The 25,952-nt window shown below is 60.9% G+C and carries 20 protein-coding genes; 9 read left to right on the top strand and 11 right to left on the bottom strand.

All coding sequences use genetic code 11. The annotated features are described in order from the left end of the window. Positions 1 to 5: 5 nt before the first annotated feature. Both GJ695_RS21105 and GJ695_RS21100 read left to right on the top strand, forming a co-directional pair. Complete coding sequence (locus GJ695_RS21105) at positions 6 to 3,194, top strand: efflux RND transporter permease subunit (RefSeq protein ID WP_154368204.1); 3,189 nt, start codon at positions 6 to 8, stop codon at positions 3,192 to 3,194. Between the two features lies 1 nt (position 3,195). Then, the gene (locus GJ695_RS21100) at positions 3,196 to 4,701 is read left to right on the top strand and encodes an efflux transporter outer membrane subunit (protein WP_154368202.1); all 1,506 of its coding nucleotides are present in this window, start codon (positions 3,196 to 3,198) and stop codon (positions 4,699 to 4,701) included. A 64-nt stretch (positions 4,702 to 4,765) separates the two neighbouring features. On the opposite strand, the gene GJ695_RS21095 is transcribed toward GJ695_RS21100, so the two are convergent. After that, positions 4,766 to 5,098, bottom strand: a complete 333-nt coding sequence (locus GJ695_RS21095; RefSeq protein ID WP_154368201.1) for a hypothetical protein — start codon at positions 5,096 to 5,098, stop codon at positions 4,766 to 4,768. Positions 5,099 to 5,253: 155 nt separating this feature from the next. Between GJ695_RS21095 and ligD the strand changes: the two genes are divergently transcribed. After that, positions 5,254 to 7,758: a DNA ligase D gene (ligD, locus tag GJ695_RS21090; protein ID WP_154368199.1), complete on the top strand. Its 2,505-nt coding sequence runs from the start codon at positions 5,254 to 5,256 to the stop codon at positions 7,756 to 7,758. Positions 7,759 to 7,791: 33 nt separating this feature from the next. On the opposite strand, the gene ku is transcribed toward ligD, so the two are convergent. Further along, positions 7,792 to 8,784, bottom strand: coding sequence for a non-homologous end joining protein Ku (ku, locus tag GJ695_RS21085; protein WP_154368197.1), 993 nt, complete (start codon positions 8,782 to 8,784; stop codon positions 7,792 to 7,794). A 3-nt stretch (positions 8,785 to 8,787) separates the two neighbouring features. Beyond that, positions 8,788 to 9,783 (bottom strand): SDR family oxidoreductase, encoded by a 996-nt coding sequence (locus tag GJ695_RS21080; RefSeq protein WP_154368195.1) that lies wholly within the window; start codon positions 9,781 to 9,783, stop codon positions 8,788 to 8,790. 272 nt (positions 9,784 to 10,055) lie between these two features. Between GJ695_RS21080 and GJ695_RS21075 the strand changes: the two genes are divergently transcribed. Further along, the gene (locus GJ695_RS21075; RefSeq protein ID WP_229260446.1) at positions 10,056 to 11,447 is read left to right on the top strand and encodes a GGDEF domain-containing response regulator; all 1,392 of its coding nucleotides are present in this window, start codon (positions 10,056 to 10,058) and stop codon (positions 11,445 to 11,447) included. Here the strand turns inward: GJ695_RS21075 and GJ695_RS21070 are convergent. Beyond that, positions 11,444 to 12,580: a thiolase family protein gene (locus GJ695_RS21070; protein WP_154368191.1), complete on the bottom strand. Its 1,137-nt coding sequence runs from the start codon at positions 12,578 to 12,580 to the stop codon at positions 11,444 to 11,446. The genes GJ695_RS21075 and GJ695_RS21070 overlap by 4 nt on opposite strands. A gap of 86 nt (positions 12,581 to 12,666) precedes the next feature. Here GJ695_RS21070 and GJ695_RS21065 point away from each other — a divergent pair, with 86 nt between their 5' ends. Next, complete coding sequence (locus tag GJ695_RS21065; protein WP_154368189.1) at positions 12,667 to 13,233, top strand: TetR/AcrR family transcriptional regulator; 567 nt, start codon at positions 12,667 to 12,669, stop codon at positions 13,231 to 13,233. A gap of 11 nt (positions 13,234 to 13,244) precedes the next feature. Here the strand turns inward: GJ695_RS21065 and GJ695_RS21060 are convergent, their stop codons facing one another. Next, entirely contained in the window at positions 13,245 to 13,613 is a 369-nt protein-coding gene (locus tag GJ695_RS21060; RefSeq protein WP_154368187.1) for a VOC family protein, read from the bottom strand. Between the two features lie 227 nt (positions 13,614 to 13,840). Between GJ695_RS21060 and GJ695_RS21055 the strand changes: the two genes are divergently transcribed. Continuing rightward, on the top strand, positions 13,841 to 14,314 hold the full coding sequence (locus GJ695_RS21055) for a hypothetical protein (RefSeq protein ID WP_154368185.1): 474 nt from the start codon (positions 13,841 to 13,843) through the stop codon (positions 14,312 to 14,314). 703 nt (positions 14,315 to 15,017) lie between these two features. Here the strand turns inward: GJ695_RS21055 and GJ695_RS21050 are convergent. From GJ695_RS21050 to GJ695_RS21025, 6 genes are all read right to left on the bottom strand, one after another. Continuing rightward, a complete protein-coding gene (locus tag GJ695_RS21050) occupies positions 15,018 to 15,341 on the bottom strand; it encodes a hypothetical protein (protein ID WP_154368183.1) in 324 nt (107 codons plus the stop codon). Between the two features lie 97 nt (positions 15,342 to 15,438). Continuing rightward, complete coding sequence (locus GJ695_RS21045) at positions 15,439 to 15,978, bottom strand: GNAT family N-acetyltransferase (RefSeq protein ID WP_154368181.1); 540 nt, start codon at positions 15,976 to 15,978, stop codon at positions 15,439 to 15,441. Positions 15,979 to 16,064: 86 nt separating this feature from the next. After that, positions 16,065 to 16,367, bottom strand: a complete 303-nt coding sequence (locus GJ695_RS21040; RefSeq protein ID WP_154368179.1) for a hypothetical protein — start codon at positions 16,365 to 16,367, stop codon at positions 16,065 to 16,067. 63 nt (positions 16,368 to 16,430) lie between these two features. Continuing rightward, positions 16,431 to 16,724 carry a hypothetical protein gene (locus GJ695_RS21035; protein ID WP_154368177.1) on the bottom strand — a complete coding sequence of 98 codons (294 nt, stop codon included), beginning with the start codon at positions 16,722 to 16,724 and terminating at the stop codon, positions 16,431 to 16,433. A 148-nt stretch (positions 16,725 to 16,872) separates the two neighbouring features. Further along, the gene (locus GJ695_RS21030; RefSeq protein ID WP_154368175.1) at positions 16,873 to 17,088 is read right to left on the bottom strand and encodes a hypothetical protein; all 216 of its coding nucleotides are present in this window, start codon (positions 17,086 to 17,088) and stop codon (positions 16,873 to 16,875) included. Positions 17,089 to 17,907: 819 nt separating this feature from the next. Further along, complete coding sequence (locus GJ695_RS21025) at positions 17,908 to 18,291, bottom strand: hypothetical protein (protein WP_154368173.1); 384 nt, start codon at positions 18,289 to 18,291, stop codon at positions 17,908 to 17,910. Between the two features lie 257 nt (positions 18,292 to 18,548). Here GJ695_RS21025 and GJ695_RS21020 point away from each other — a divergent pair, with 257 nt between their 5' ends. The 3 genes from GJ695_RS21020 (at position 18,549) to GJ695_RS21010 (ending at position 25,937) form a co-directional block, all read left to right on the top strand. Continuing rightward, entirely contained in the window at positions 18,549 to 21,512 is a 2,964-nt protein-coding gene (locus GJ695_RS21020; RefSeq protein ID WP_166455147.1) for a sensor histidine kinase, read from the top strand. Between the two features lie 127 nt (positions 21,513 to 21,639). Further along, a complete protein-coding gene (locus GJ695_RS21015; protein WP_154368169.1) occupies positions 21,640 to 23,286 on the top strand; it encodes a SulP family inorganic anion transporter in 1,647 nt (548 codons plus the stop codon). Between the two features lie 86 nt (positions 23,287 to 23,372). After that, a complete protein-coding gene (locus GJ695_RS21010; RefSeq protein ID WP_154368167.1) occupies positions 23,373 to 25,937 on the top strand; it encodes an ATP-binding protein in 2,565 nt (854 codons plus the stop codon). The last annotated feature ends 15 nt before the right edge of the window (positions 25,938 to 25,952 follow it).

Here is a 25,952-nt window from a genome sequence, read left to right as displayed (position 1 = left end):
TACAAATGAATATCTCTCGATTTTTTGTCGACAAGCCGATTTTCGCGGCGGTTCTGTCGATCATTATCTTCGTCGCCGGCTTGATATCGATCTTCAAGCTGCCGATCTCGGAGTACCCGGATGTGGTGCCGCCGTCGATCGTGGTGCGCGCGCAGTATCCGGGCGCGAATCCGAAGATCATCGCCGAAACCGTGGCCGCGCCGCTTGAGGAACAGATCAACGGCGTCGAGAACATGCTCTACATGTCCTCGCAAAACACCTCGGACGGCGCGCTGGCGCTGACCGTCACCTTCAAGATCGGCACCAACGTCGAGCAGGCCGAAACGCAGGTGCAGAACCGCGTTCAACGCGCGCTGCCACGCCTGCCGGAAGAAGTGCGCCAGATCGGCGTGACGACCGTCAAGGCCTCGCCGAACCTGACCATGGTGGTCCACCTGCAGTCGCCGAACGGCCGTTACGACGACCTGTATCTGCGTAACTACGCGGTGCTCAACGTCAAGGACCAACTGGCCCGCCTGCCCGGCATGGGCGAGGTGCAGCTGTTCGGTTCGGGCGACTACGCCATGCGCGTCTGGCTCGATCCACAGAAAGTGGCTCAACGCGGCCTGACCGCCGGCGACGTCGTCGACGCCGTCCGCGAGCAGAACGTGCAGGTGGCTGCCGGTGTGATCGGCCAGGGCCCGGCCCAGGGCGCGGACTTCCAGCTGACCGTGAACACGCAAGGCCGTCTGCAAAGCCCGGAGGAATTCGGCAATATCATCCTGAAGACCAACGCCGACGGCGCGGTAACGCTGCTGAAGGATGTCGCTCGCCTGGAGATGGGTTCGAACTCCTACGCACTGCGCTCGCTGCTGAACAACAAGTCGGCGGTGGCGATCCCGATTTTCGAGGCGCCTAACGCCAATGCGCTGCAGCTGTCGGCCGACGTCCGCGCGACCATGGCCCGCCTGTCGAAAGATTTCCCGGAAGGCGTCACGTACAGCGTTGTATATGACCCGACCCAATTCGTGCGTCAGTCGATCGACGCCGTGATCCACACCCTGATCGAAGCGGTGATCCTGGTGGCCCTGGTGGTGATCATCTTCCTGCAAACCTGGCGCGCCTCGCTGATTCCGCTGCTGGCGGTGCCGGTGTCGGTGGTGGGTACGTTTGCCGTGATGCTGGGCTTCGGCTTCTCGATCAACACGCTGTCGCTGTTCGGCCTGGTGCTGGCCATCGGTATCGTGGTCGATGATGCGATCGTGGTGGTGGAGAACGTCGAACGTAATATCGAAAACGGCCTGTCGCCGCATGACGCGACCATCCAGGCGATGAAAGAGGTGAGTGGTCCGATCATCGCGATTGCACTGGTGCTGTGCGCCGTGTTCGTGCCGATCGCCTTCGTCTCCGGCCTGTCCGGTCAGTTCTACAAGCAGTTCGCGCTGACCATCGCCATCTCGACCGTGATCTCGGCATTCAGCTCGCTGACCCTGGCCCCGGCGCTGTCGGCCGTGCTGCTGAAACCGCACGATGCGCCGAAAGACGCGCTGACCCGCGGCATGGACAAGGTCTTCGGTGGCTTCTTCCGCTGGTTCAACCGCTTCTTCAACCGCGCTTCGCACGGCTATGAAGGCGGCGTGAAGAGCGCGCTGAAACGCAAGGGCGGTTCGCTGATCGTCTACGCGGTGCTGGCGGTTGCCGCAGGCTTCATGTTCAAGATCGTGCCGCCGGGCTTCGTGCCGCCGCAAGACAAGGGCTACCTGATCGGCTTCGCACAATTGCCTGACGCTGCCTCGCTGGACCGTACCGACGCCGTGATCCGCAAGATGTCGGAAATCGCCAAGGACATTCCTGGCGTGGACAACTCGATCTCGTTCCCTGGCCTGTCGATCAACGGCTTCACCAACGCGCCAAACGCCGGTATCGTGTTCCTGGGCCTGAAACCGTTCGAAGAACGTACCAAGTCCAACGAAACCGCTGAAGCGATTGCCGCGGAAATGAACAAGCGCATGGGTGCGATCGAAGGCGCCTTCGTGCTGGTGCTGTCGCCACCGCCGGTGAGCGGCCTCGGTACGACCGGCGGCTTCAAGCTGATGCTGGAAGACCGTGGCAACCTGGGTTACGACGAGCTGTATAAAGCGGTGCAGGCAGTGCAGATGAAAGCCTGGCAGAACCCGAAACTGGCCGGCGTCTTCTCGAGCTACCAGATCAATGTGCCGCAGCTGTTCGCCGACATCGACCGCCAGAAAGCCAAGCAGCTGGGCGTGCCGCTGCAGACGATCTACCAGACCTTGCAGATCAACCTCGGTTCGCTGTACGTGAACGACTTCAACCAGTTCGGCCGCACCTACCAGGTCCGCGTCCAGGCTGACAAGCAGTTCCGTTCGCACGCTGAAGACATCGCGCAACTGAAGATCCGCAACAACAAGGGCGAAATGATTCCGCTGTCGTCGCTGATGCGCGTCAAGGACAGCTATGGCCCGGACCGTGTGCAGCGCTACAACGCTTACGTGGCGGCTGAAATCAACGGCGGCGCCGCACCTGGCGTATCGACCGGCGAAGCGCAGGCTGAAATGACCAAGATCGTCAACGAAGTCCTGCCGAAGGGTATCGGCTACGAATGGACCGAGCTGGTTTACCAGGACATCCTGTCCGGTAACACCATGATCTACGTGTTCCCGCTGTGCGTGCTGCTGGTGTTCCTGGTGCTGGCTGCGCAATACGAAAGCTGGACCCTGCCGCTGGCGGTGATCCTGATCGTGCCGATGTCGATCTTCTGCGCGCTGGTTGGCGTGAAACTGACCCACGGCGACAACAACGTGTTCACGCAGATTGCGCTGTTCGTGCTGGTGGGCCTGGCGTCGAAGAATGCGATTCTGATCGTGGAGTTTGCACGGGAGCTGGAACACCATGGCCGCAGCATCGTCGATGCCGCACTGGAAGCCTGCCGCCTGCGTCTGCGTCCGATTCTGATGACGTCGATCGCATTCATCATGGGCGTGCTGCCGCTGGTGTTCTCGCACGGTGCAGGTTCGGAAATGCGTCATGCAATGGGTGTGGCGGTGTTTGCCGGCATGCTGGGCGTGACCTTCTTCGGCCTGTTCCTGACGCCGGTGTTCTATGTCCTGCTGCGCAAGCTGGCCGTCAGCCTGGAGAAGAAAAAACCTGCCGTGGATGGCGACGCCTCTACGGTAAAACTGGAAGGGACCCACTAATATGAACAAGCTGCATATGATCGCTAAGGGCGTAGCGCCCATCCTGGCGGCCTTGCTGATGACCGCATGCGCAGCGCCGGAGTTCAAGCAACCTGCGATGGACGTGCCGACCGCGTTCAAGGAATCGCAGCTGCCTGCCGCGGCCGACCTGCCGACCAAGACGGCTGCCGACGGCAGCACCTGGAAACAGGCGCAAGCCGCCGAAGCGCAGCCGCGCGGCGAGTGGTGGCTGGCGTTCAATGATCCGGCCCTCAATGAGCTGATCAACGAAGCCACCCGCGCCAACGCCAACCTGTCGGTGGCCGCCGCCCGCGTCAAGCAGGCCCGCGCTATCGCCGGCATCGCCGAAGCGGACCGCATTCCGCAAGTCGGCGTCGGTATCGGCGCCCAGCGCCTGCGCCAGTCGGACGTGGAACTGGGCCTGCCGGCCGGTACGCCGGTGGCGCCGGCCAAGGTGTTCAGCGCCAACCTGACCGCCAGCTACGAGGTCGATCTGTTCGGTCGCGTATCGTCCAACGTCGCCGCGGCGCGTGGCGATGCGGCCTCGGTCGAAGCGACTTACCGCTCGGTGCTGCTGTCGGTGCAAGCCGACGTGGCGCAGACCTACTTCCGTCTGCGTTCTACCGACGCCGAGCTGGAAACGCTGAACCGCACGGTGCAGACCCGCGAAGAAAACGTCAAGGTCAACCAGCGTCGTTTCGACCTGGGCGACATCGGCGAATTCGATCTGTCGCGCGCCAAGACCGAACTGGCGACGTCGAAGGCGGAAGCCATCGGCCTGCAACGTCAGCGCGTGACCACCGAGCATGCGCTGGCTGTCCTGCTGGGCAAACCGGCGGCCAGCTACACGGCGGGTAACAGCCCGTTGCTGGACACGGCGCTGCTGCCGGTGATTCCAGCCGGCCTGCCATCGTCGCTGCTGGAGCGCCGTCCCGACATCGCCGCCGCACAGCGCGCGATGGAAGCGGCCAACGCCCGCATCGGCGTGGCCCGTTCGGCGATGTTCCCGTCGCTGATGCTGAACGCGAATGCGGGCGGCATCTCGGGTAACACCGTGGCCGACGTGTTCAAGTGGAGCAGCCGTTCGTGGCTGCTGGGCGCGGCGATGTCGATGCCGCTGATCGACGGTGGCCGCAACAAGTCCAACATCACCCGCAGCGAGGGTGCGCTGGAGGAGTCGGTCGGTACGTATCGTCAAAGCGTGCTGACGGCGTTTGCCGAGGTTGAGGACAATCTGGCGGGCCTGCGCATCCTGGCCGGCCAGACGGCGCAGATCGACGAAGCAGTCGTTTCCGCGCGTCGTTCGGCCGATCTGGCACAGAAGTTGTACAGCGCCGGCCGTTCGAGCTACCTCGATCTGCTGGACGCACAGCGCAACCTGGCGACGGTGGAGCGCAATGCGGTGCAGTTGCGCGGCAATCGCGCGGTCACCACGGTGGCGCTGATCCGCGCGCTGGGCGGCGGCTGGGATGCCGGCGCGCCGGCGCAGACGGTAGCGCAGCAGTAAAATCAGTGAAGCATAAAAAAGCGGACCGAAAGGTCCGCTTTTTTTTACGCCTGAAGCGACGTGATTACTTGGTGGTGACAGGCGCTGGCGTGGTCGCGGCTTCTGCTTTTTCAGCTTTGGCGTGGGCCTTGGCTTTGGTTTTGGTGGCTTTGGCGTGCGCATCGGCCTTGTCGGATTTTTCTTCGGCCTTGGCGACGGCGACGTCTTTCTTGGCGTCGGCTTCTACCTTGGCGGTCTTGGCTTCTGCCTTGATCTCAGCCTTGGTTTCCTTGGCTTCCGCCTTGGCGGCGGTTTTGGTTTCCTTGGCTTCGGCCTTGACGGCAGCAGGAGCTGGGGTCTGTGCGAATGCAGCGGTAGCGAACAGGCCGGCGATCAGGGTAGCGATTACTTTGGTCATGATATACATCCTTTAGTAAGGTTTCAGGGCCGGGACAATTCCCGTGTCACTGAGCAGAAAACGCGGCCCGGAAACCAAGCGTTGACGGCCTTTACAATCGCTTACATGTTCGCCAACGCACGGTTCCGCGAAACGGACGGGCATAGTCTGACGGGATGACAGACTCCCTCAAAACCTATAAGGCCAAACGCAACTTCGCCATCACCCCCGAACCTGCCGAAGGCGGCGACGAGGGCAGGGAGGCGCTGGCGTTCGTCATCCAGAAGCACTGGGCTTCGCGGCTGCATTACGATCTCCGGCTGGAGCTGGACGGCGTGATGATGAGCTGGGCCGTGCCCAAGGGCCCGAGTTACGACACGCACGACAAGCGCATGGCGGTGCACGTCGAGGATCATCCGATTTCCTATAACGATTTTGAAGGCACGATACCACCCAAGCAGTACGGCGCGGGCAAGGTCATCATCTGGGACAAGGGCACCTGGTATCCGCTGGACGATCCGCGCAAGGCGCTGGCGGCGGGCAATCTGAAATTCGAGATCCACGGCCACAAGATGCACGGCCGCTGGGTGCTGGTGCGCATGAAAGGTAAGGGAGAGAAGCAGGAGCCGTGGTTGCTGATCAAGGAGAAGGACGACTACGCCCGTCCGGCGGAAGAGTTCAGCGTGATCGACGAGATGCCGGACAGCGTGAAAGCGCTGCCGATGCCCGACGGCCCGGCGCCCACTCCTGTCGCCAGGCCCTCCGCGTCGCCCGCCGCCGCGTCGCCTGCCGCCGCGCGCCGCGCGGCCACCACCGCCGAGCAGGCCGCGCCCAAGTCCGCGCTGCCCGAGACACTGTCGCCGCAACTGGCCACACTGGTCGATACTCCGCCGGCATCGGCGGAGGACTGGCTATTCGAAGTCAAGTTCGACGGCTACCGGCTGCTGGCGCGCGTGGACGGCAAGGACATCCGCCTGATCACCCGCAACGGCAACGACTGGACGCACAAGCTGCAACCGCTGCACGCCGCGCTGACCAAAATGAAGTTACCAACCGGCTGGTACGACGGCGAAATCGTCGTCCACGACGACAACGGCCGTCCCGACTTCGGCCTGCTGCAAAACGCCTTCGACGAAGAGCATCCCGGCGACATCGTCTACTTCCTCTTCGACCTGCCGTTCCACAACGGTCACGACCTGCGCGAACTGCCACTGGAAGAACGCCGCGCCATCCTGGCGGATGTACTGAAGAAGCGCGCCAACGACACCATCCGCTTCAGCGCCGCGCTCAGCGCCTCGCCGCAGGACATGATCGCCGCCGCTTGCCAGATGGGCCTTGAAGGCATCATCGGCAAGCGCCGCGACTCGCGCTACTCCGCGCGCCGCAGCGGCACCTGGATCAAGCTGAAATGCGGCCAGCGCCAGGAATTCGTCATCGGCGGCTATACCGATCCGCAGGGCGCGCGCAGCGGCTTCGGCTCGCTGCTGCTCGGCACCTACGACAAGGACGGCAAGCTGCAATATGCCGGCAACGTCGGCAGCGGCTTCAACGCCACCTCGCTGGCCGAGCTGAAAGCGAAGATGGACAAGCAGGCCGCAGACAAAAGTCCGTTCGCGCCCAGCCGCGACATCGCCAGGAAAGCCCACTGGCTCAAGCCGGTGCTGGTGGCGGAAGTCGCATTTGGCGAGTGGACGCATTCCGGCTCGATCCGGCATTCTGTATTCAAAGGACTTCGCATGGACAAGAAAGCCAGCGCCATCGAGCGCGAACAACCAGTCGAGGGCAAGCTGCCCAAGTCACTGAAAATCACCAATCCAGACCGCATCATCGACAAGCAAAGCGGCGCCACCAAGATAACGCTGGTGCGCTATTACGCGCTGGTGGCGTCGCTGATGCTGCCGCACCTGAAAGGCCGCCCGGTATCGCTGGTGCGCGCACCGGAAGGCGTAGGCGGAGAACTGTTCTTCCAGAAGCACGCCGAGGTCTCGCGCATGCCGGGCGTGAAGCAGTTCAAGCAGTCGCTGGATCCGGACCATCCGCCGATGCTGGAAGTGCCAACGGAAGAGGGCTTGCTGTCGGCCGCGCAGATGAACGTGATCGAACTGCACACGCAGAACGCCAACGGCAGCAGCTACGAAAAACCGAACCGCATGATCTTCGACCTCGATCCCGGCAAGGGCGTCACCTGGGACCAGGTCAAGGAAGCGGCGCAGTTGATGCGCGCCTTCCTGACGGAGCTGGAACTGCCTGCCTTCCTGAAGACCAGCGGCGGCAAGGGGCTGCACGTGGTGGTGCCGATCAAGCCGGGCTACGGCTGGGATGACGTGAAGGCCTTTTCACAAGCCATCGTCGCGCACATGGCGGAGACCATACCGGAACGCTTTGTGCTGAAGAGCGGGCCGCGCAACCGCGTCGGCAAGATCTTCATCGACTACCTGCGCAACGGGCGTGGCGCCACCACCGTCAGCGCCTGGTCGGCACGCACGCGTCCGGGCCTGGGCATCTCGGTGCCGATCACCTGGGACGAGCTGGAAGGCTTGCAGGGCGCGGACTATTGGAACGTCGCCAACGCCCATACGCGTCTGGATGTCGGCAACGCGCCGTGGGACGATTACGCCAAATCGGCCAAGGGCCTGGCGCCGGCCATGAAGCGCATGTACTTCAAGCCGGGCCAGGGCTGAAAAATCGCGCAGCCGCCATCCTGCGGCGCGTGGTCAGGCTGCCTTGGCGCGGCTGGTGGCCGGCTTGCTGCGTTTGGCCGCCGCCGTGTGGGCTGCGGTCTTTGCGCTGGCCTTGGACGCCGGGGCAGAGGCGCGGCTGCGCGTCGCGGTGGCTTTGGACTTTGGCTTTGCTTCGTCCTCTTCCTCGTCATCGGCCGCGCGTGCCTTGGCCGGCGCCGCCTTGCCGCCGCGTTTGCCCAGGCTATCCTGCAACAGCGCCACCAGATCGACCACGTTGGAGGCCTTCGGCGTGCTCGGCTCGGACTCCGGCGCGGTAATCGTCTTGGTCTGCCCGGCCTTGATCTTTTTCTTGACCATGGCCAGCACGTCTTCCTTGTAGGTGTCGTGGTACTGCTCCGGTTTCCAGTCCTCGCTCATGCCTTCCACCAGCGACAGCGCCATCTTCAACTCCTTGTCGCTGATGCCGGCCGCCTTCAAGGTCGCAGGCGGCAGCTTGAGTTCCTCCGCGCTGCGGATCTCGGTCGCATAGCGCAAAGTGTTGAGCACGATCTTGTCTTCCACGCACACCAGCGCGCACAGGTGCTGCTTGGTGCGCATGACCACCGTGGCGATGCCGATCTTGCCGGCCTTGCGCAGCGTCTCGCGCAGCAGCGCGTACACCTTGGCGCCGCCACGCGACGGCGCAAGGTAGTAGGGCGTTTCATAGTAAGTCAGCGGCACGTCGGCCGCCTCCACGAAGGCGACGATGTCGATGGTCTGCGTCGCCTCCACATTGGCGCGCTTCAGGTCTTCGTCCGACAGCACCACGTACTCGTTATCCTCGTACTCGTAGCCTTTGACGATATCGTCCCACGTGACTTCCTTGCCGGTCTTCTTGTTATAGCGCTTGTAGCCGACCGGCGAAAAGTCGCGCCGGTCCAGCATGGTCAGATCCAGATCATGCTCCTGCACCGCCGTGTACATCTCCACCGGAATATAGACCAGGCCAAAGCTGATCGCCCCTTTCCACAATGCGCGCGCGGCCATGGCTCAGGCGCCCACGGAGCCCGTCACCGGCAGCACAATGCCGGTGATGTAGCTGGAACAGCACGGCGCCGCCAGGAACACATACGACGGCGACAGCTCCTGCGGCTGGGCCGGGCGCTTCATGTCGGTGTCCGCGCCGAACCTGGCGATCTTCTCGGGCGAGGCGTCGGCGGGATTCAGCGGCGTCCACACCGGTCCCGGCGCCACGGCGTTCACGCGGATGCCTTGCTCCAGCAGATTGGAGGCCAGCGACTTGGTGAACGCGTGGATCGCGCCCTTGGTGGTGGAATAGTCCAGCAAATCCTCCGTGCCGGACAGGCCGGTCACCGAACCGGTGTTGATGATGGCCGCGCCGCGCTTCAGGTACGGCACCACCGCCTTCGCCATGTGGAAGTAGCCGTAGACGTTGGTCTTCATGGTCAGGTCGAAGCGGTCCTCGGTCAGATCGGTCAGCTTTTGCGTGTGCTCCTGGAAGGCCGCGTTGTTGACCAGGATGTCCAGCCGGCCGAAACGTTCATGCGCCTGATGCGCGGCGTCGCGGCAGAACGCCGCATCGCGTACGTCGCCGCGCAGCAGCAGGCAGGTCTGGCCTTCCGCCTCCACGTAGCGCTTGGTGTCCTGCGCATCCTGGTCTTCGTTGAGGTAGATGATGGCCACGTCCGCGCCTTCGCGCGCGTACAGCACCGCGACCGCGCGGCCGATGCCCGAGTCGCCGCCGGTGATCAGCGCCACCATGCCGGCCAGCTTGCCGCTGCCGCAGTAGTCGGGCGCGAGGAATTCGGGCTTGAGCTGCATGTCCGCCTCCAGCCCCGGCTTTTGCAGATGCTGGGTCGGCAGCGGCGTGCCGGGATATTCGTGGCCGGTGGTTTGCTCCGGCGCCTCGCCCTTGCCGGTCACGCTGGCGCGCGGACCTTGCTGGTCGATCCGATCCTGGCGCTGCTGGACTTCGCGCTGCATGCTGGCCGCCCCGGAGTCGGCCTTGTTTTCCGATTGTGCCATGGTGGTGTCCCTCCTTGATTCTGGAAGAAACAGTATTGGCGCGGCCCGCTTGCATGACGGTGCGCTTGTTCACATATGCCGAAAGCATAAAATTATTGCAAAAAGATTGCTAGTTTTGAACTTTATGGCACACTATCGTGCGAGAGATAAACAAATTATAAATACTAGGGGGCAACATCATGTCGCACGTCTACAGCCGGTCGAACAGCACTGGCGTGTTTTTCCATCCCGCCCCGGAACGCAGGGCGGAATTCCAGTCCTGTTGCGGCGAAATGTTCTCCCAACTGGTGATGTGCGACCATGTGGACACCGCCGGCGCCGAGCTGGCCCGGCGCGAAGCCGATCTGCTGATCCTCGACCTGAGCGGCTTTGAACAACTGAGTCAGCTGGCCGGTGTGGGCGCCTTGATACGCGGCCGCGCCGGCGCACCGGTGCTGCTGCTGTGCGCTTTCGAACACACCGCCTGGCTGCCGGAGCTGATGGCTTACGGCGCCTTCGACTATCGCATCTGCCCGGTGCTGAACGATGAGCTCCAGCAGGCCGTGCGGCAGGCGCTGGCCGTACCGGCCGACCCGGCCGCCGCCATGCAGCAGGCGTTGCTGGACAAGGAAAAGGAACTGCGCGACCTGCTCGGCGTGCAGCGCAGCCTGCAGCGCGCGTTGAGCGGCATCGACAGCATCGCCAGCATGTCCTCGCAGATTTGCCTGGCCCTGTGTAATTTCCCCGGCGTGCGCCACACCGCCGTGCTGCACATGAAGGAGCGCGGCGACCTGCAACTGGTGGCGCAGGAGGCGCGCAACCACCTTGATCTGAGCCGCCTGCTGCAACGGCGCGACCGTCTGCTGCAATCGCCGCTGCGCGATGTGTTCCCGCCGCTGATGGCGGTGGCGCGCGGCGAGATGGTGCTGCTGGACGCGCCGGAAAAAGCCGGCGATCCCGAACTGGCGATGGCGCTACACGACCGCAATGTGCGCATGGTGCTGGCGCTGCCGTTGCGCGCCGATCCGGGCGGCCCGGAGATGGGCGCCATCTGCCTGATGTTCGACCGCCATATCAGCTTCTCGCGCGAGCAATTTGCCTGCTTCGCCAGCCTGGCGCAGTTTGTCAGCTTCGGTCTCGGCATGAGCGAATTGAAGCATCAGAACGATGCGCTGTCCGGCCGGCTGTCACAGATGAGTACCGTGGACGGCGTCACCGGCGCCGCCAACCGCCGCGCCGGCGAAGATGCGCTGGACAACGAAATCCGCCGCGCGCGCCGTTACGGCCTGCCGCTGGCGCTGCTGTCGTTTGACGTCAGCAGCTTCCGGTCGTCCAACGATTTATACGGCAACCAGGTGGGCGAGATCGCCTTGCGCAAAGTGGCGGAAACGGTGATGGGCCGTCTGCGCACCTCGGACACGCTGGCGCGCATGCGCGGCGAGGAATTCCTGATCGTCGCCACCCACACCACTGCTGAAGACGCGGTGCGGCTGGCGGAAAAGCTGCGCAGCGCGATCGCCGAAGCCGACCTGCCGGCGGTCGACTTCGGCGCCGCCGTCAGCATCGCGCTGGGCGTGGCGCAGGTGGGGCCGGAGGAGGGTAGCGGCGCCGTGCTTGACCGCCTCGACACAGCGCTGCACCGCGCCAAGCGCGCGGGCCGCAACTGCATCGAGGTGGCTGCTTAGAGCTTTTCGAGGATGGTGGCGATGCCCTGGCCGCCGCCGATGCACTGCGCGGCCAGCGCGTAACGGCCGCCGGTGCGTTCCAGCAGCGTCGCCGCCTTGCCGGTGATGCGCGCGCCGGTGGCGCCCAGCGGATGGCCGATGGCCATGCCGCCGCCATCGATATTCAAGGCCTCCGGCTTGATGCCCAGTTCGCGCACGCAGGCCAGCGCCTGCGAGGCGAAGGCTTCGTTAATCTCCGCCACATCGATATCCTCTGCTTTCAGGCCCGCGATCCTGAGGGCTTTTTGCGTGGCCGGAATCGGTCCGATGCCCATCAACGCCGGATCGACGCCGACGGACGCCATCGAGACGATGCGCGCGCTTGGCTTCAGGCCGTGCTTGCGGGCGAATTCCTCGGTGGTGACCAGCACCGCCGAGGCGCCGTCGGTCAGCGGCGACGAGGTGCCGGCGGTGACCACGCCATGCTCCGGATCAAACACCGGCTTCAGCGACGCCAGCGCTTCCAGCGTGGTGCCGGGGCGGATGCAGCCGTCTTCGGCGACCACCTCGCCGCTGGCGGTGGTGATCGGAATGATCTCGTCCTTCAGCAAGCCGGCCGCGCGCGCGGCGGCGGCTTTCTGGTGCGATTGCAGCGCCAGCACTTCCTGGTCGGCGCGCGCGATCTCGTATTGGCGGGCGACGTTTTCCGCAGTATCGCCCATGCTGATGTAGGCGTCGGTTTCGGCCAGCAGTTGCGGATTTGGCGAGAAGTTGAAGCCGCCCTGCGGCACCATGGTCATCGACTCGACGCCGACGCACAGATAGGCTTCGCCCAGGCCGGCCTCGATATTGGCTGCGGCGATATGGATGGCGGACATCGACGAGCCGCAGAAACGGTTGATGGTCATGGCGCTGACTTCATGCGGAAAGCCGGCCAGCAGCGAGACGATGCGCGCCAGGTTGTTGCCCTGCGAGGATTCCGGATAGGCGCAACCGAGGATCACGTCGTCCAGCAACTTCGGATCGACGCCGGTGCGCTGGATCAGGCCCTTGACCACCTGCGCGCCGAGATCGTCCGGGCGGACTTCGGCCAGCTTGCCCTTGCGGGCGAAATGAAAGGGCGAACGGGCATAGGCGCTGATGACTGCTTTCATGATGGCTTCCTTTAATGATGATCGTAATGATTGATATATTATGCCTGTAATATATAATGTCAATAGATTAGAGGTAGGAGTCGAAAATGAAAGTCAGCAGGGAACAGGTAGCGCTCAACCGTGAGCGCATCGTCGAAACGGCCGCGCGGCTGTTCCGCGAAAAAGGATATGACGGTATCGGCGTGTCCGATCTGATGAAGAGCGCAGGGCTGACGCACGGCGGCTTTTACGGCCACTTTGAGTCCAAGGAAGACCTGCTGGCCGAGGCTGCCGCGCACGCGCTGAAGAAATCGGTGGAGCGCTGGGAAGGTTTTATGGCCGATGGCCGCGATGCGGCGCTGGACAAGATCCGCGCCAGCTATCTGAGCGAGACCCACCGCGATCATCCGGAGAGCGGCTGCGCGGTGACGGCGCTGGGGCCGGACATCGGCCGTCTGGGCGACAAGGCACGGCACGCGATGACCGAAGGCGCGCGCGGCCAGATCGCCGTCTTGCAGCAGCTGATGCCCGCCGAGGATGCGGCCGAGCAGCGCAAGCAGGCGCTGGCGCAATATGCGGCCATGGTCGGCGCCATCGTGCTGGCGCGCGCGGTCGACGACGAGGCGCTGTCGGCTGAAGTGCTGGCGGCGGCGCGCGACGCGCTGCCACGCTAGGCGCTAGGCGCTTATTGGCCGGCGGGCGGCTGCCACAGCTCGACCTTGTTGCCTTCCGGGTCGATGACCCAGCCGAACTTGCCGTAGTCCGAGTCGTCGGTCTTGTCGAGCACCTGGCAGCCTTCGTCGCGCAAGGCCTGGAGCAGGGCGGTCAGATCGTCGACGCGGTAGTTGATCATGAACGGCGCGGTGCTCGGCTCGAAGTGACCATTGTCCGCCGGGCCGATCGACCAGACAGTCGTTTCCTTGCCTTCCCAGGTGAAGGCCGCGCCGCCCCACACCTGCACGTCGATGCCGAGATGATCCTTGTACCAGGCGCGCAGCGCCACAGGATCTTTCGCGTGGAAGAAGATGCCGCCGATGCCGGTTACGCGTTTCATGTGGGTCTCCGTTAGGGATACAGGTTGTGTCGTCGCTAAGAATGATACTGCAGGATGTAGGCGTCGTCTGGATGGATACGCAGACTCATGCGATCAGCGGCTTGCGCTGCGACCCGGACGTTTGCCTCGCTCCCCGTCACACAACAATATTATTGAAGTGACATTGTGTGAAAATTAAGACAAATTTTAAGGTTACGATTCTCTAGAGTCAATAAAGGAGTAGAGCGATGAGCAAGCAATTAATCAAGACCGCTTTCACGTTTCTATTGGGCAGTAGCTTCTCCCTTTCAGCCATCGCGAGCGTTGATGACCTAAACGCCTACCGAAAAAACTATACACTTCGCTGTGATCTGGTCTCGGAGATCGTTGATCCGGTACGCGAGCTGGCCTACCTCAAGTTCGACAAGAAAAAATCGACCATTGTTCAAAATGGCGAGTTCACCCTTTATAAATATTCCCCCGCACCTTCGCTGGAGGTCGCGATTGTGTTAGGCGACGACGAAAAGAAAGTACTAACAAACATCGTCGCCCAACGACTGTACCTTAAGAAAAAAGGCATTGACGCCAACCACATCAGACAGAGATTGGCGCTCCGGGCCGAAGATAAACTACCAACAGAAATTGATTGTGAACACGGCACGGTCAAGATCATTGGAGGTGAAAAAGTCGAGAAGCTACTGATCGAATTCCCTATAGACTAGGAAACGATATGCCAGCAATACTGGCGCAATAGGCCATTTTAATTTTCGTTCGAGTCGCGCTGCCAAGCATTTTGCCGGTCACAGAAATACACTTGGATGTGGCCAGTCACTGTTCCGCAGAAAAGAGCCGGTCAGCGTGTACCCATCCCTCAGCCTGCTTGGCAGTCTTTGGATTTATGTACGTGACATATACAAAGTTTTCAAATCGCAATGACGACGTTAGCCTTTCACCAGGAAGAACGAACATTCCATTCTTTGCACAAGTCTCTATAGGGGCCGAATAGAACTGCAATCTTCCAACGCCGCCAACTTGCTTCTCCATGTTGGAATTCAACTTCCTGGAAACCGTCGTCGCTGAAAAGCCTAGTGAGCGACAAGTATCCGTCGATTGGAAAATCTTGCTGATCGCCCCATCCCGCCAAAGGAAGCTACTCATCTCGACGGTTTTGCCATCAATGGATTGTCTAAGGTGCACTACCGGGTTTGGCGCAACGAAGCCTGCACCGGCAAGCTCATGACACTCTCCAAACTCTTGGGAAATCTTGACGATACCGCTTGATGAGAGTTCTATCAGTTGAAAGAAACCACGACAATTGAGTCCCCCGTCAGAGAAGCTAACGATGACGTATTCATTGCCCGCATCTGAAGTTACGCGGGATAGACTAACCCCATCATCCGGTAGTGGCCGAAATCGCTCGATTTATTAAAAATAACTATTAAATAAGGCGTAAGAAGCAATCAGCGCAACAAGGACTGTACCACCTGTTGTAACAAGACCTATAACGTATGCCCACCATGCCACACCGCGACATCGAAAGGCTTGATAAAGTAAAAGCATGCACCAGGCGCCTGCACCTAATGCGAAAATTGTTGATGCCCATTCCAAGACGCCCGCAGTTATAACGTACTGAAGTCCGAACAGGCTTGTCGGATGAAATGCAAAATATAACCCAGCCACCCAAAAAGCAGCTGCTACTGTTCCTGCAAATGCCAATTTTCTGCTGAGATTATCTGCAACTAAATTCACTAAAATTATCCTTCGCTATCGCAACGCCCGCTGTTGACTGAACGCGGCGAACATGGTGAGGCAAGAAGTCCGCTTGCAAGCGTGAGGTGAAATCCCTTTAGCTAGGCACTAATGAAAAAACATGGGCAGGCATTGGCGCACCATTTAAATAAAGACGGTTTCTTGCAATACATTCATGAACCACACCAGCCTTTACTGCAACGCGCTCACTAGCAGTATTGCCCACGGCGACTACGATTTCTATACGATGAAGTCCTAATTGGTGAAATGCATAATGTGAAAGTGCCTGTACACATTTAGACGCAACTCCCTGTCGTTGCGCCGTTTGGCGAACCCAATACCCCAGATTGCAAAGTTTGTACTGATGTTGAAGGGCATTTAGCCCGGCACCGCCCAAAAATTTTCCTGTAGACAGAGAAAATACACCGTATTCATATGCCGCACCTGCCGTTTCTTTTTTTCGGCAATCAGAAAACCATTGTAGTGCATCGCTAACTGTGTATTCCCTGGAGCACCAGGGCATCCAATGGCCGACCGACTCAACCGATTCGAGGATAGCGTTTGTAAATTCTTCGGCGTCTGAATCTGAATACTCTCTCAAAATGATGTCGGAAAATATTATTCTTTGAGATTCCATGATACCTTGGGTTTTAAATTTTAAATAAAAAAGTTAAGTATCTTATTAATGTCTGTTATTGATCGTAGGCTGTCGTAAGCGTCAGCCTACGAGTGGGTAATCTGCGCTAAGCAAGGCTGACGCATTTTAAAAATTTGATAGAGTAACCACATCGCAAAAAATTGCATTTGAACTCCTGCATACAGGTCGATTCGGGTAGACAGATGAGGGTCACCATGGAGAAAGGAGCCGATTATTATGCCTGGTGATATGAAAAAAGTAGCGGCGGTTGCAAGATAATGCCAGGGCCTCGACGACTCGAAAACGAAATAAGGAATAGCAATTGCCAGTGTCGCCAGCACTATCAATTCTGCCAGGTTCCGGAACGTAAATAAATTTACTTTAATCATGTTCTCCTCCCATTGAGCATCTGTCTTTTTTTGACAGATTTCAGCAGCCTTTGCAACTGCCGATCAATCTAACATCAAGCACAGCACAGCGTCTTGTACAGCACCAAAGGTCATTTCAACTTGATTGTATGGAACGCCGTGGTCTAGCACTAAATGAACAGTGCTCACCTGCTTCGATACTAATGCTGTAGCCAGATCAGTTCTAGAAGTATAAGTTTTTCCGTAGAAGTCAGCTCCGGATTTGGAAATTAATATTAATACTTCAGACATGCTGTTTTCAGTCGCACAACCAGAAACCGCTAGCAATAAACAGAGAATGGCCGAAAATGAACTACGCGAAAAGGCGAGCAACATCATGTGCCATGTCGTCTAGCTGTCCTGCCTCAAACATGATATTTACTCGCAGTTGAGAATCATAATCCTGACCTGCTAAAAACACGTTTACTTTAATGTGTCCGGTCTTGTCGGCAGTAGCACTCAACTGGACACGACTCTCCAAGTCTCCCTATTTTTTCTCATCTTTCCACCCCGCCCAGTCGTCGGCCATACTTTGAAACCACGTTTCAAGTGGAACGGCCATGAACGTCGATGAGGAAGCAGAGCCAGAGAAGTTACCAGTCTTTACCTGAACATTAAATTCCACGCTGTCATGGAACCGGTCGGTAATCTCCAATATCAGCAACGCCCCATCATGGGGTGACTTGAGTTCTAGGTAGTTCATCAAATGTTCTACAAATATTGAATATTAGGAACGCATTTCCGACCGACCAGTTCTGGCCGATTTCGGCCTACGCTTTACGGCATGACTGCTGCACCGTCAACTGCCGCGCAGAAAGCTAAAAACCAAGAGATTGGAATGATGGTAAAAAGCCACAAAAAGGAATACATTAGTCTAGCAGCAAGTAGCTCCCCATGAGTAACGCGGAAGATACCTACAAAGCTAGCCCCTAGAAGTGTCAGCCACGCGGAAAAAAAATATACAAACTGCCCCTTCCAGTCCGAGTGCCTCCATACGAGAAAGTAAAGCCATAAGACAGCTGGAGACACTGCAAGAGTCCAGTTAGCTATCAAAGTCGCGTGAGCACGAAATGTCATTGTCGGTAGCCCGAATTCTAAAATCCGCTGTTGGCCGGAAGCTGCATTATTCTCTTGTTAAAGATACTGGATCGGTCAATGCACGCAAGACAGTTGACCGAACGAGAAAACACCAGCACCAATTGTGAACGTACTAAAGGACAAAAATAGAGCGATGAATGCAGGAGTCTCGCCTGGCCGAACAACCGACAATGCGGGCAAAAGCGCACTCAGAAAGTACACTATACTCAACGCGTAACGGGCAAAGCGAGACCCGCTGAGCAACCACAAAAACATTCCAGTTAAACCTATCAATCGGACTATGCATCTTCTCTGGAGATGCCCCCAATACCCAAGTCAGAATTTAGAAAAAAAGGGTAATGCCGAATATTATTCCAAGTATTAATTGAATTTTTCTTAGTCAGCTTTTGGCAGCCGATCCCAGTCCTTATAGGATCTTTGCAAGTTATTTTGGCTGCTGCGAGAAAGACCAGCCATCCGGGAAGCGTTCAGTAAGTGCCTTCAATGTATCCAGATGCCTGTCACGCATGTTGTTTAAATACGTTTGATCGTCACGCTGCGGATCGCGTTTCATTGGCATCAGCTCGTCACAGAGTGCACGACCTTGCCATGGATTAGACGCCAGGACGGCCTTCGCTTTATTGATGTGCTGCTGGAGTTTGTCAGAATTTATCAGGTTAGTGCCAAGGCGAGTATTGGACAATTCGGGATATTGAGCTAAACATGCGATGGCGGTCGGCAGAATCCACAGGTCGTTGTCTCCGGAACTCCAGCTGGGGGCAGACACGCACAGCGCGCAAAATGCGATAGTTATCTTATGAAGCTGCATGTTTTTGCTTTCCTTTTTAGGTCCTTAATTGCAACGCTGTGGACGGTACATGAAAGTGCCAGTTCTTGCCTAAGCCCGAACATCATTGTAATAGACCGCTTGTGGCCGAATGCTGCAAGGATAGCACCTTGTTCATGCGCAATACTCACATACTGTCACCTGGCATCGCTGTTGTTTTGCAGTCACCTCACCATATATAGGCATGTTGCGTTTGTTGTGGACAATCTAAAATCGCGAGTTTGCGATCAGGAATGTTCATGCGTCTATACCACTGGCCATTGGCGGTCGGCTTGCTTTCACTGCTGTGGTGGCCATGTGCGCATGCGCTCAATCCTGATCTCCGGCTGGATCAGCTCAACCACACCAGCTGGACACAGAAGGACGGCGTGCCGTCCGATATCACGAGCATGGCGCAGACCCCGGATGGCTGGTTGTGGCTCGGTACGCGCGGCGGGCTGTATCGGTTTGACGGCATGACGTTTGAGCGCTATCCGCTCAAGGGTAGCCGCGTTTACAAACTTCATGCAGCCGACAATGGCGATCTGCTGATCAGCTTTGTGCCGGACGGTCTGATGGTTCTGCATGCGGACGGCAGCAGCACCCAACTGCCGCCGCTCCCGCATCAACTGGGCACATTCCGCGCCATGACACTGGACCGCGACGGGGCGATCTGGGCCATCAACCTGAACGGGCTGTATCGTTATGCCCAAGGCCGGTGGCAGGTGATGTCCAGCGGTGCGGAATGGGCGGAGGCGACCCAGAGCCTGGTGGTGGATCAATACGGTCGCCTTTGGATCTCGAACAGGCAGGCGCTGTACCGCCATGACCGTGCCACGGACAAACTGGTGCGCGTGGAGGGCGAGGGCATGCAAGGCGGCTTGCTGCTATCGCCCGATGGACGTCTTTGGATCAATGGTAATGACGACCGCGTGCGACTGGTACCGATGCCGCCACTCGGACAGCATGCGCAGCGACTGCCGTCGTTTAACCAGGGCGCAGCGCGCAGCGCGGGGCAATTCGACCGGGATGGGAATCTCTGGGTTCCGCTATGCCCGCGCGGCATTTGTCGAATGGCCCGCGCCGGCGCCCGGCGCAGCGGGGCGCTGGACCCGGAACACGAGGCCACGGATCGTCTCGACCAGCCCTGGCAGCTCAGCGACCTTGGCACGCGTGGCGTGCTGGAAGACCGGGAAGGCAATGTCTGGATCTTCACCAAGTCGGGGATTGACCGTTTTCGCGAAAACAAGCTGATCCCTGCGAATATGGCTGGCGTCGCTGGCGAACTCAATGCCGCCAGCGACAATGCGGGCAAGTTATGGGTGGCGGACGGGCAGATGAATAGCATCTGGACCATCGGCGCCGACGGCGTGGCCGTCCGCGACCCGCAACGCTCGGGCACCTCGATCGCGACCGATCGCGACGGCGCCATCCTGGTCGCCGGCAGACGCTACATCGAGCGCATCTACCGAGGCCAGTCCAGTCGGATTGCATTCCCGGAACGGGATGGCAAACCAGCGGACATCAGCGTGGTGAGCATGTTCGACGACGGCAAGGTCTTGTGGGTGGTCTCCATGCAAGCCGGTCTGATGGCATGGATGGACGGCCGGTGGCACGATCGCACGGAGTTCAACATCCCCCAGCGCATTTATATGCTGGCGCCGGGCGGTCCCGGCCAGATGTGGCTTAGCAATAACGACGGCAGCCTGAAGTTCCTGGATAACGGCAAGCTTACCCCCTACGATATCGCGCTGGTGGGCCAGGAGTCGGGCATCTTTCCCGGCCCGCAACTGGTCGTGGCAGGGGAGCGCGGTATTGCGGTCCTGCTCGACCACAAGTTCGTCGCCCTTGGGCCGGCCGGCGTGGAGGCATTGCGCAACGTCAGCGGCATGGCGGTGACAGCCGATGGCGACCGGTGGTTGAACGGCGGCCGCGGCCTGGTCCACATTCGCCGCGAAGACTGGGACGCGTCGGTGCGCCAGCCCGCTATTCCGCTGGTGTACGAACTGATCGATTCGCAGGAAGGCTATCCCGGCCAGGCAACGCTGGATAATCGTCAGCCGTCCGTGTACGACATGGGCGGCGGCGTGCTATGGCTGCGCGGCAGCGGAGGCCTGGTGCGGCTTGATACGGCCAAGCTGCGGCCCAACCCTGTCAGGCCGGTGGCGCAACTGCTGCGCGTCAATGTCGACAACCGCTCCTATCCGGCAACATCGCCGTTGCGCCTGCCGCCGGACACGCGCAGCTTCAACATCCAATATACGGCGCCAAGCCTGCGCAAGCCGGAAGCCATGCGCTTCCAGTACCGGCTCGACGGCGTCGATCCGCAATGGCAGGACGCGGGGAGCCGTCGCGCCGCCTATTACACCAATGTGGGGCCGGGCCGTTATACATTCAGCGTGCGCGCCGTCAATGAGGATGGCCTGGCCGGCACGTCAGTGGCCACGCTGCAGCTGGAGATCGCGCCGACCGTCGTGCAAACCTGGTGGTTTCAACTGATGTGCGTGCTTGCCGCGATCCTGGCGGTGTATGGCTTGTACCGCTATCGGTTGAGCAAGGCGACAGCGGCCATCGCGCGTCAGCTGGAAGTGCGCATGGACGAGCGCGTGCGCATCGCCCGCACCTTGCACGACACTTTCCTGCAAAGCGTGCAGGCGCTGATACTGCGCGTCTACACGGTGCTGACCAAGCTGCCCGAGGACAGCGAGCCACGCATCAAGCTCGAATCGATACTTACGCAGGCTGAGCAGGCGATTAACGAAGGCCGCGATCAAGTGCAGCAACTTCGAAGCGGACGCGATCTCCAGGAACAAATCGAAGGCTGCGGCAACGCCATGGCCGCACAGCATGAAGGCGTCGCCTTCAATCTGGTGTCGACCGGTACACCGCGTCGGCTGGCACCGCCGGTGCAGGAAGAGCTGTGTGCCATCGCGCAGGAGGCGCTGACCAACGCCTTCCGTCATGGACACGCCAGCCAGATCACGGCGAGGCTCGACTACCTGCGGGACGGATTGTCGCTGAGTGTGGTCGATGACGGTTGCGGAATTGACGACGCCCAATTGCGTCGCCGTATGCACGGGGGACATTTCGGCATGGTCGGCATGCATGAACGCGCCAAGCGCGTCGGCACGGTTCTGGAAGTGACCAGCGCGCCTGGCAAAGGTACCGTGCTCGCCCTTAAAGTGCCGGCCGAGCTATGCTATGTTTCCTCCGCGGGCGCATAAGGCCTGCATGACAACACAATAGATGAGTGTTTTAAAATTTGCAACTATCGTTATGCGGTTATCGAATGAGCTAATTCGGTAAACGCATTTAAGGTAAACTGGCGTCTTTCTGTACAGTGGAACGACGATGCTGCAATGGCTGAAGCACTACCGGCGTGACCAACTTCCGGGCGACGTCAGCGCCGGGCTGGTGGTGGCGATGATGATGATCCCGCAGGGCATGGCGTATGCCCTGGTGGCGGGGCTGTCGCCGGTGGTCGGCATTTACGCCAGCATCCTGCCGCCCATCGTCTACGCCCTGTTCGGCAGCAGCATGACGCAGTCGGTCGGGCCGATGGCGATCATTTCGCTGATGACGGCCGCCGTCATCGGTCCGCTGGCGGCGCCGGGGTCGGCGCTGGCCGGCGTGCTGGCGGCGCAGCTGGCGCTGGTGTCGGGCGGCGTGCTGCTGCTGTGCGGCCTGCTGCGCATGGGTTTTCTGGCCAACTTCTTTTCCCGCCCGGTGATGAGCGGCTTTACCGTCGGTTCGGCGCTGGTCATCGCCTACGATCAGATTCACACCTTGCTGGGAGCGGAGCTGCCGCACGCGCACCTGCCCAGCGCCGCGCTGGGCGTCGGTTCGCTGCTGTTGCTGGTGCTGGCGCGCCAGTATCTGGCCGGGGTGCTGAAGCGCTGCGGCCTGTCGCCGGTGGCGGCCGACGTCTGCGCCAAGCTGGCGCCGATGCTGGTGGTCCTGGGCGGCATCGGGCTGATGGCGTTCACCGGTTTGGCAGAGATGGGCGTGCGTACCACCGGCGCCGTGCCGGCCGGCCTGCCGCACCTGAACCTGGCGTCGTCCAGCGCGCACTGGCGCGCCTTGCTGCAACCGGGCCTGCTGATCGGCTTCATCGTGTTCCTGATGTCGATGTCGGCGGCGCAGTCGCTGGCGCTCAAGCGCAATGAGAAGCTGGTCAGCAACCACGAACTGATCGGCCTGGGCGCGGCCAACGTGGCCAGTGCCTTGTCCGGCGGCTTCCCGGTGACCGGCAGCCTGTCGCGCTCCGCCGTCAACTTCGCGGCCGGCGCCAACACGCCGCTGGCCAGTCTGATCACCGCCATGCTGCTGGCCTGCGCGCTGATCGCGCCCACCGGCTGGCTGGCGCTGTTGCCGCTGCCGACGCTGGCCGCCACCATCATCGTCGCCGTGCTGGGCATGCTGGAACTGGGCATCCTGCGCACCGCCTGGCGGTACGACCGCGGCGATGCGCTGGCCTGGGGCGCCACCTGTCTCGGCGTGCTGGTCATGGGCGTGGAGGCGGGCGTGGTGATTGGCGTCGCGCTGTCGATGGGCACCCTGATCTGGCGCGCCAGCCGGCCGCACATCGCAGTGCTGGGTCGCATCGCCGGCAGCGAGCATTTCCGCAATATCGAACGCTATCCGGCCGAGACGCAGCCGGAACTGCTGGCGCTGCGCATCGACGCCAATCTGTTCTTCGGCAATGTGGAGGCGGTCACCGGGCGCATCGAATGCGAACTGGCCACGCACCAGAGCGCGCGCCAGCTGCTGCTGGTGATGTCGGCGGTCAGCTCGATCGACACCACCGCCCTGATGGCGCTGGCGGAGCTGAACCAGAGCCTCAAGCGGCGCGGCATCGGCCTGCATCTGGCCGAGGTGAAGGGGCCGGTGATGGATCGTCTACGTAATAGTACGCTGCTGCCGCAACTGAACGGCAAGCTGTTCCTGAGCACCGCCAATGCATGGGATCAATTACATAACGTTAAGGATGTTGCTTAGGCGCAAATATGCATGGACTTCACGCTGGATTGAACCTATGATCTAAGTCGTTACAACGCAGATTAACCCCGAAGAATGGTTTGCCGATGTTGGTTCGACTTGCGCGCCGTATAGGAAAAGTATCGATCGCCGTTTTTGTCAGCGTGACGCTGACCGCCGTGGTCACGCTGGTGTTGACCACGTTTGCGCTGTACTTTTATCAGGTGGAACGGGCGCAGCGCTGGGAGCAGCTGCGCAAGACGCTGGCCAACAGCGCCGACGAGCTGGCCGCCGCCGTGGCGCTGCCGGCCTGGAACTTCGACGAAACCCAGATCGTCACCATCATGAAGAGCGGCTTGAGCAACCGCGACCTGTACGCCAGCGCGGTGGCGCCGGCGGCCAGCACCCGTCCCTTCATCCTGAGCCGCAACGAAGAGGCGCAATTGGTGCCGGCCGAGCGGCTGCCGTCCGATCCCGAACTGCTGTCCGAGCAGCGGCCCATCGTCGCCGGCGGCCAGAACATCGGCACCATCACCGTGTACGCTTCGCCGGCGGTGCTGATCGAGCAATTGCGGCAGCGCCTGTACACCATCGCCGGCCTGATTTTCGTGCTGGACGTGACGCTGGTGCTGAGCCTCTACCTGCTGCTGTGGCAACTGATCCTCAAACCGCTGACCAATATCGAACGCTACGCCGCCAGCGTCAAGGCCGGCCAGAATTCCGGCGCCGCGCCGCCGCGCGACTGGTACACCGGCGAACTGCGCACGCTGAACGCCTCCATCCGCGACATGGTGCGGCTGATGGAAAGCCGCTACGTCGCCATGCACGCCAGCGAGGAGCGCCTGCAGATCGCCTCCAGCGCGGCCGCCATCGGCATCTGGGACTGGAACATCGTCACCGGCCAGATGGTGTGGGACGAACAGATGTACCGCCTGCACGGCATGGAGGGCGAGAAGCTGGACAATCCGTTCCAGACCTGGCGCAGCATGGTGCACCCGGACGACGCCATTCCGACCGAGATGCTGTTGCAGCAGGCGCTCAACGGCGCCGCCGAATTCGACATCGAGTACCGCCTGATCTGGCCCGATGGCTCCGTCCACCACCTGAAGGCGGACGGCATGACCTTCCGCGACGGCCAGGGCCACGCGATGCGCATGGTCGGCGTCAACTACGACGTGACGGCCAGCCGCACGGCCGAGCAGGAGCTGGTGCGCCACCGCGTCCACCTGGAGGAGCTGGTTGCCGAGCGCACCAATGCGCTGTCGGTGGCGGTGCGCCAGGCGCAGGCGGCCAACCGCGCCAAGAGCACCTTCCTGGCCAATATGAGCCACGAGCTGCGCACGCCGCTCAATTCGGTGATCGGCTTCTCGCGCCTGATGGCCGACTCGAAGAACATGCTGCCGGAAGAAAAGCGCAACCTGGCCATCATCCACCGCTCCGGCCAGCACTTGCTGACGCTGATTAACGACATCCTGGAGCTGTCCAAGATCGAGGCCGGCCGCGCCGTGCTGCAAACCGAGGTGGTCCACGTCAACGACATGCTGCAGGAAGTGATGGACATGGTCAGCATGCGCGCGGTGCAGACCGGCGTCGAGCTGGTGCTCGACTGCCTCGGCCTGCCGGTCAGCGCGCGCGTGGACGGCACCAAGCTGCGCCAGGTGCTGCTGAACCTGATGTCGAACGCGGTCAAGTTCACCGCGCAGGGCAAGGTCACGCTGAAGGTGCGCGGCGTGTCGCGCAACGGCCATTGCGAGCTGGCCTTCGCCGTCATCGACGACGGCCCCGGCATCGCCGAGGAAGACCAGCTGCGCATCTTCGAACCGTTCATCCAGGCCGAAGGCCCGGGCGCGAAGGAGGGCACGGGCCTGGGCCTGACCATTTCGCGCGAATTCGTGCAGCTGATGGGCGGCACGCTGGCGCTGCACTCCACGCCGGGCCATGGCTCGACCTTCTACTTCACGGTCGCCGTGCAGGTGGCCGACGAAGCGCCGGTCATCGACCAGGACGAAGTGGCCGTGCTGGAACCGCAGCAGCGCCGCCGCATCCTGGTGGCGGACGATAACGCCGATGGCGGGGCGCTGATGGAAAGCCTGCTCAAGCCGCTGGGCTTCGACGTCGCCGTGGTCGGTGACGGCGTGCAGGCGCTGGCCATGGTCGACGTGTGGCAGCCGGACCTGGTGTTCATGGACTGGCGCATGCCGGCGCTGGACGGCATCAGCGCCACGCGCCAGATCCGCGCCAACCACGAAGGCCCGCAGCCGAGCATCGTGATGCTGACCGCGTCCGCCTTCGCCGAGGAGCGCGAGGAGGCGCTGGGCGCCGGCGCCGACGAATTCCTGCGCAAGCCGGTCGAGCAGGACCAGTTGTACGCAGTGCTGGAGCAGCAGCTGAATTTGCAGTTCGTGCGCCGCCACCGCGCCGCCGCGCGCCAGGCGCCGCCCGAGCCGCTGAACCGCGACGACCTGCGGCGTCTCGATCCGGAGCTGCGCAGCGACCTGAAGACCGCCGTGCAGGAGCTGAATCTGGCGCGCGTGGCCATGCTGCTGGAGCCTCTGCCGCCGGCGCTGGCCGATGTGGCCGAGCGCATCGCGCACATGGTGCAGCTGCACCAGTATCCGCAGCTGTGTGCGCTGCTGGACGAGGCGGGTAATGAACTGGAGCCTGCGGCCTGACCAGTATATGATAAT

This window comes from Duganella alba (assembly GCF_009674495.1).
In the GTDB taxonomy this organism is placed as follows: Bacteria; Pseudomonadota; Gammaproteobacteria; order Burkholderiales; family Burkholderiaceae_D; genus Rugamonas; species Rugamonas alba.
This window is presented reverse-complemented; position numbering and strand designations above follow the sequence as displayed.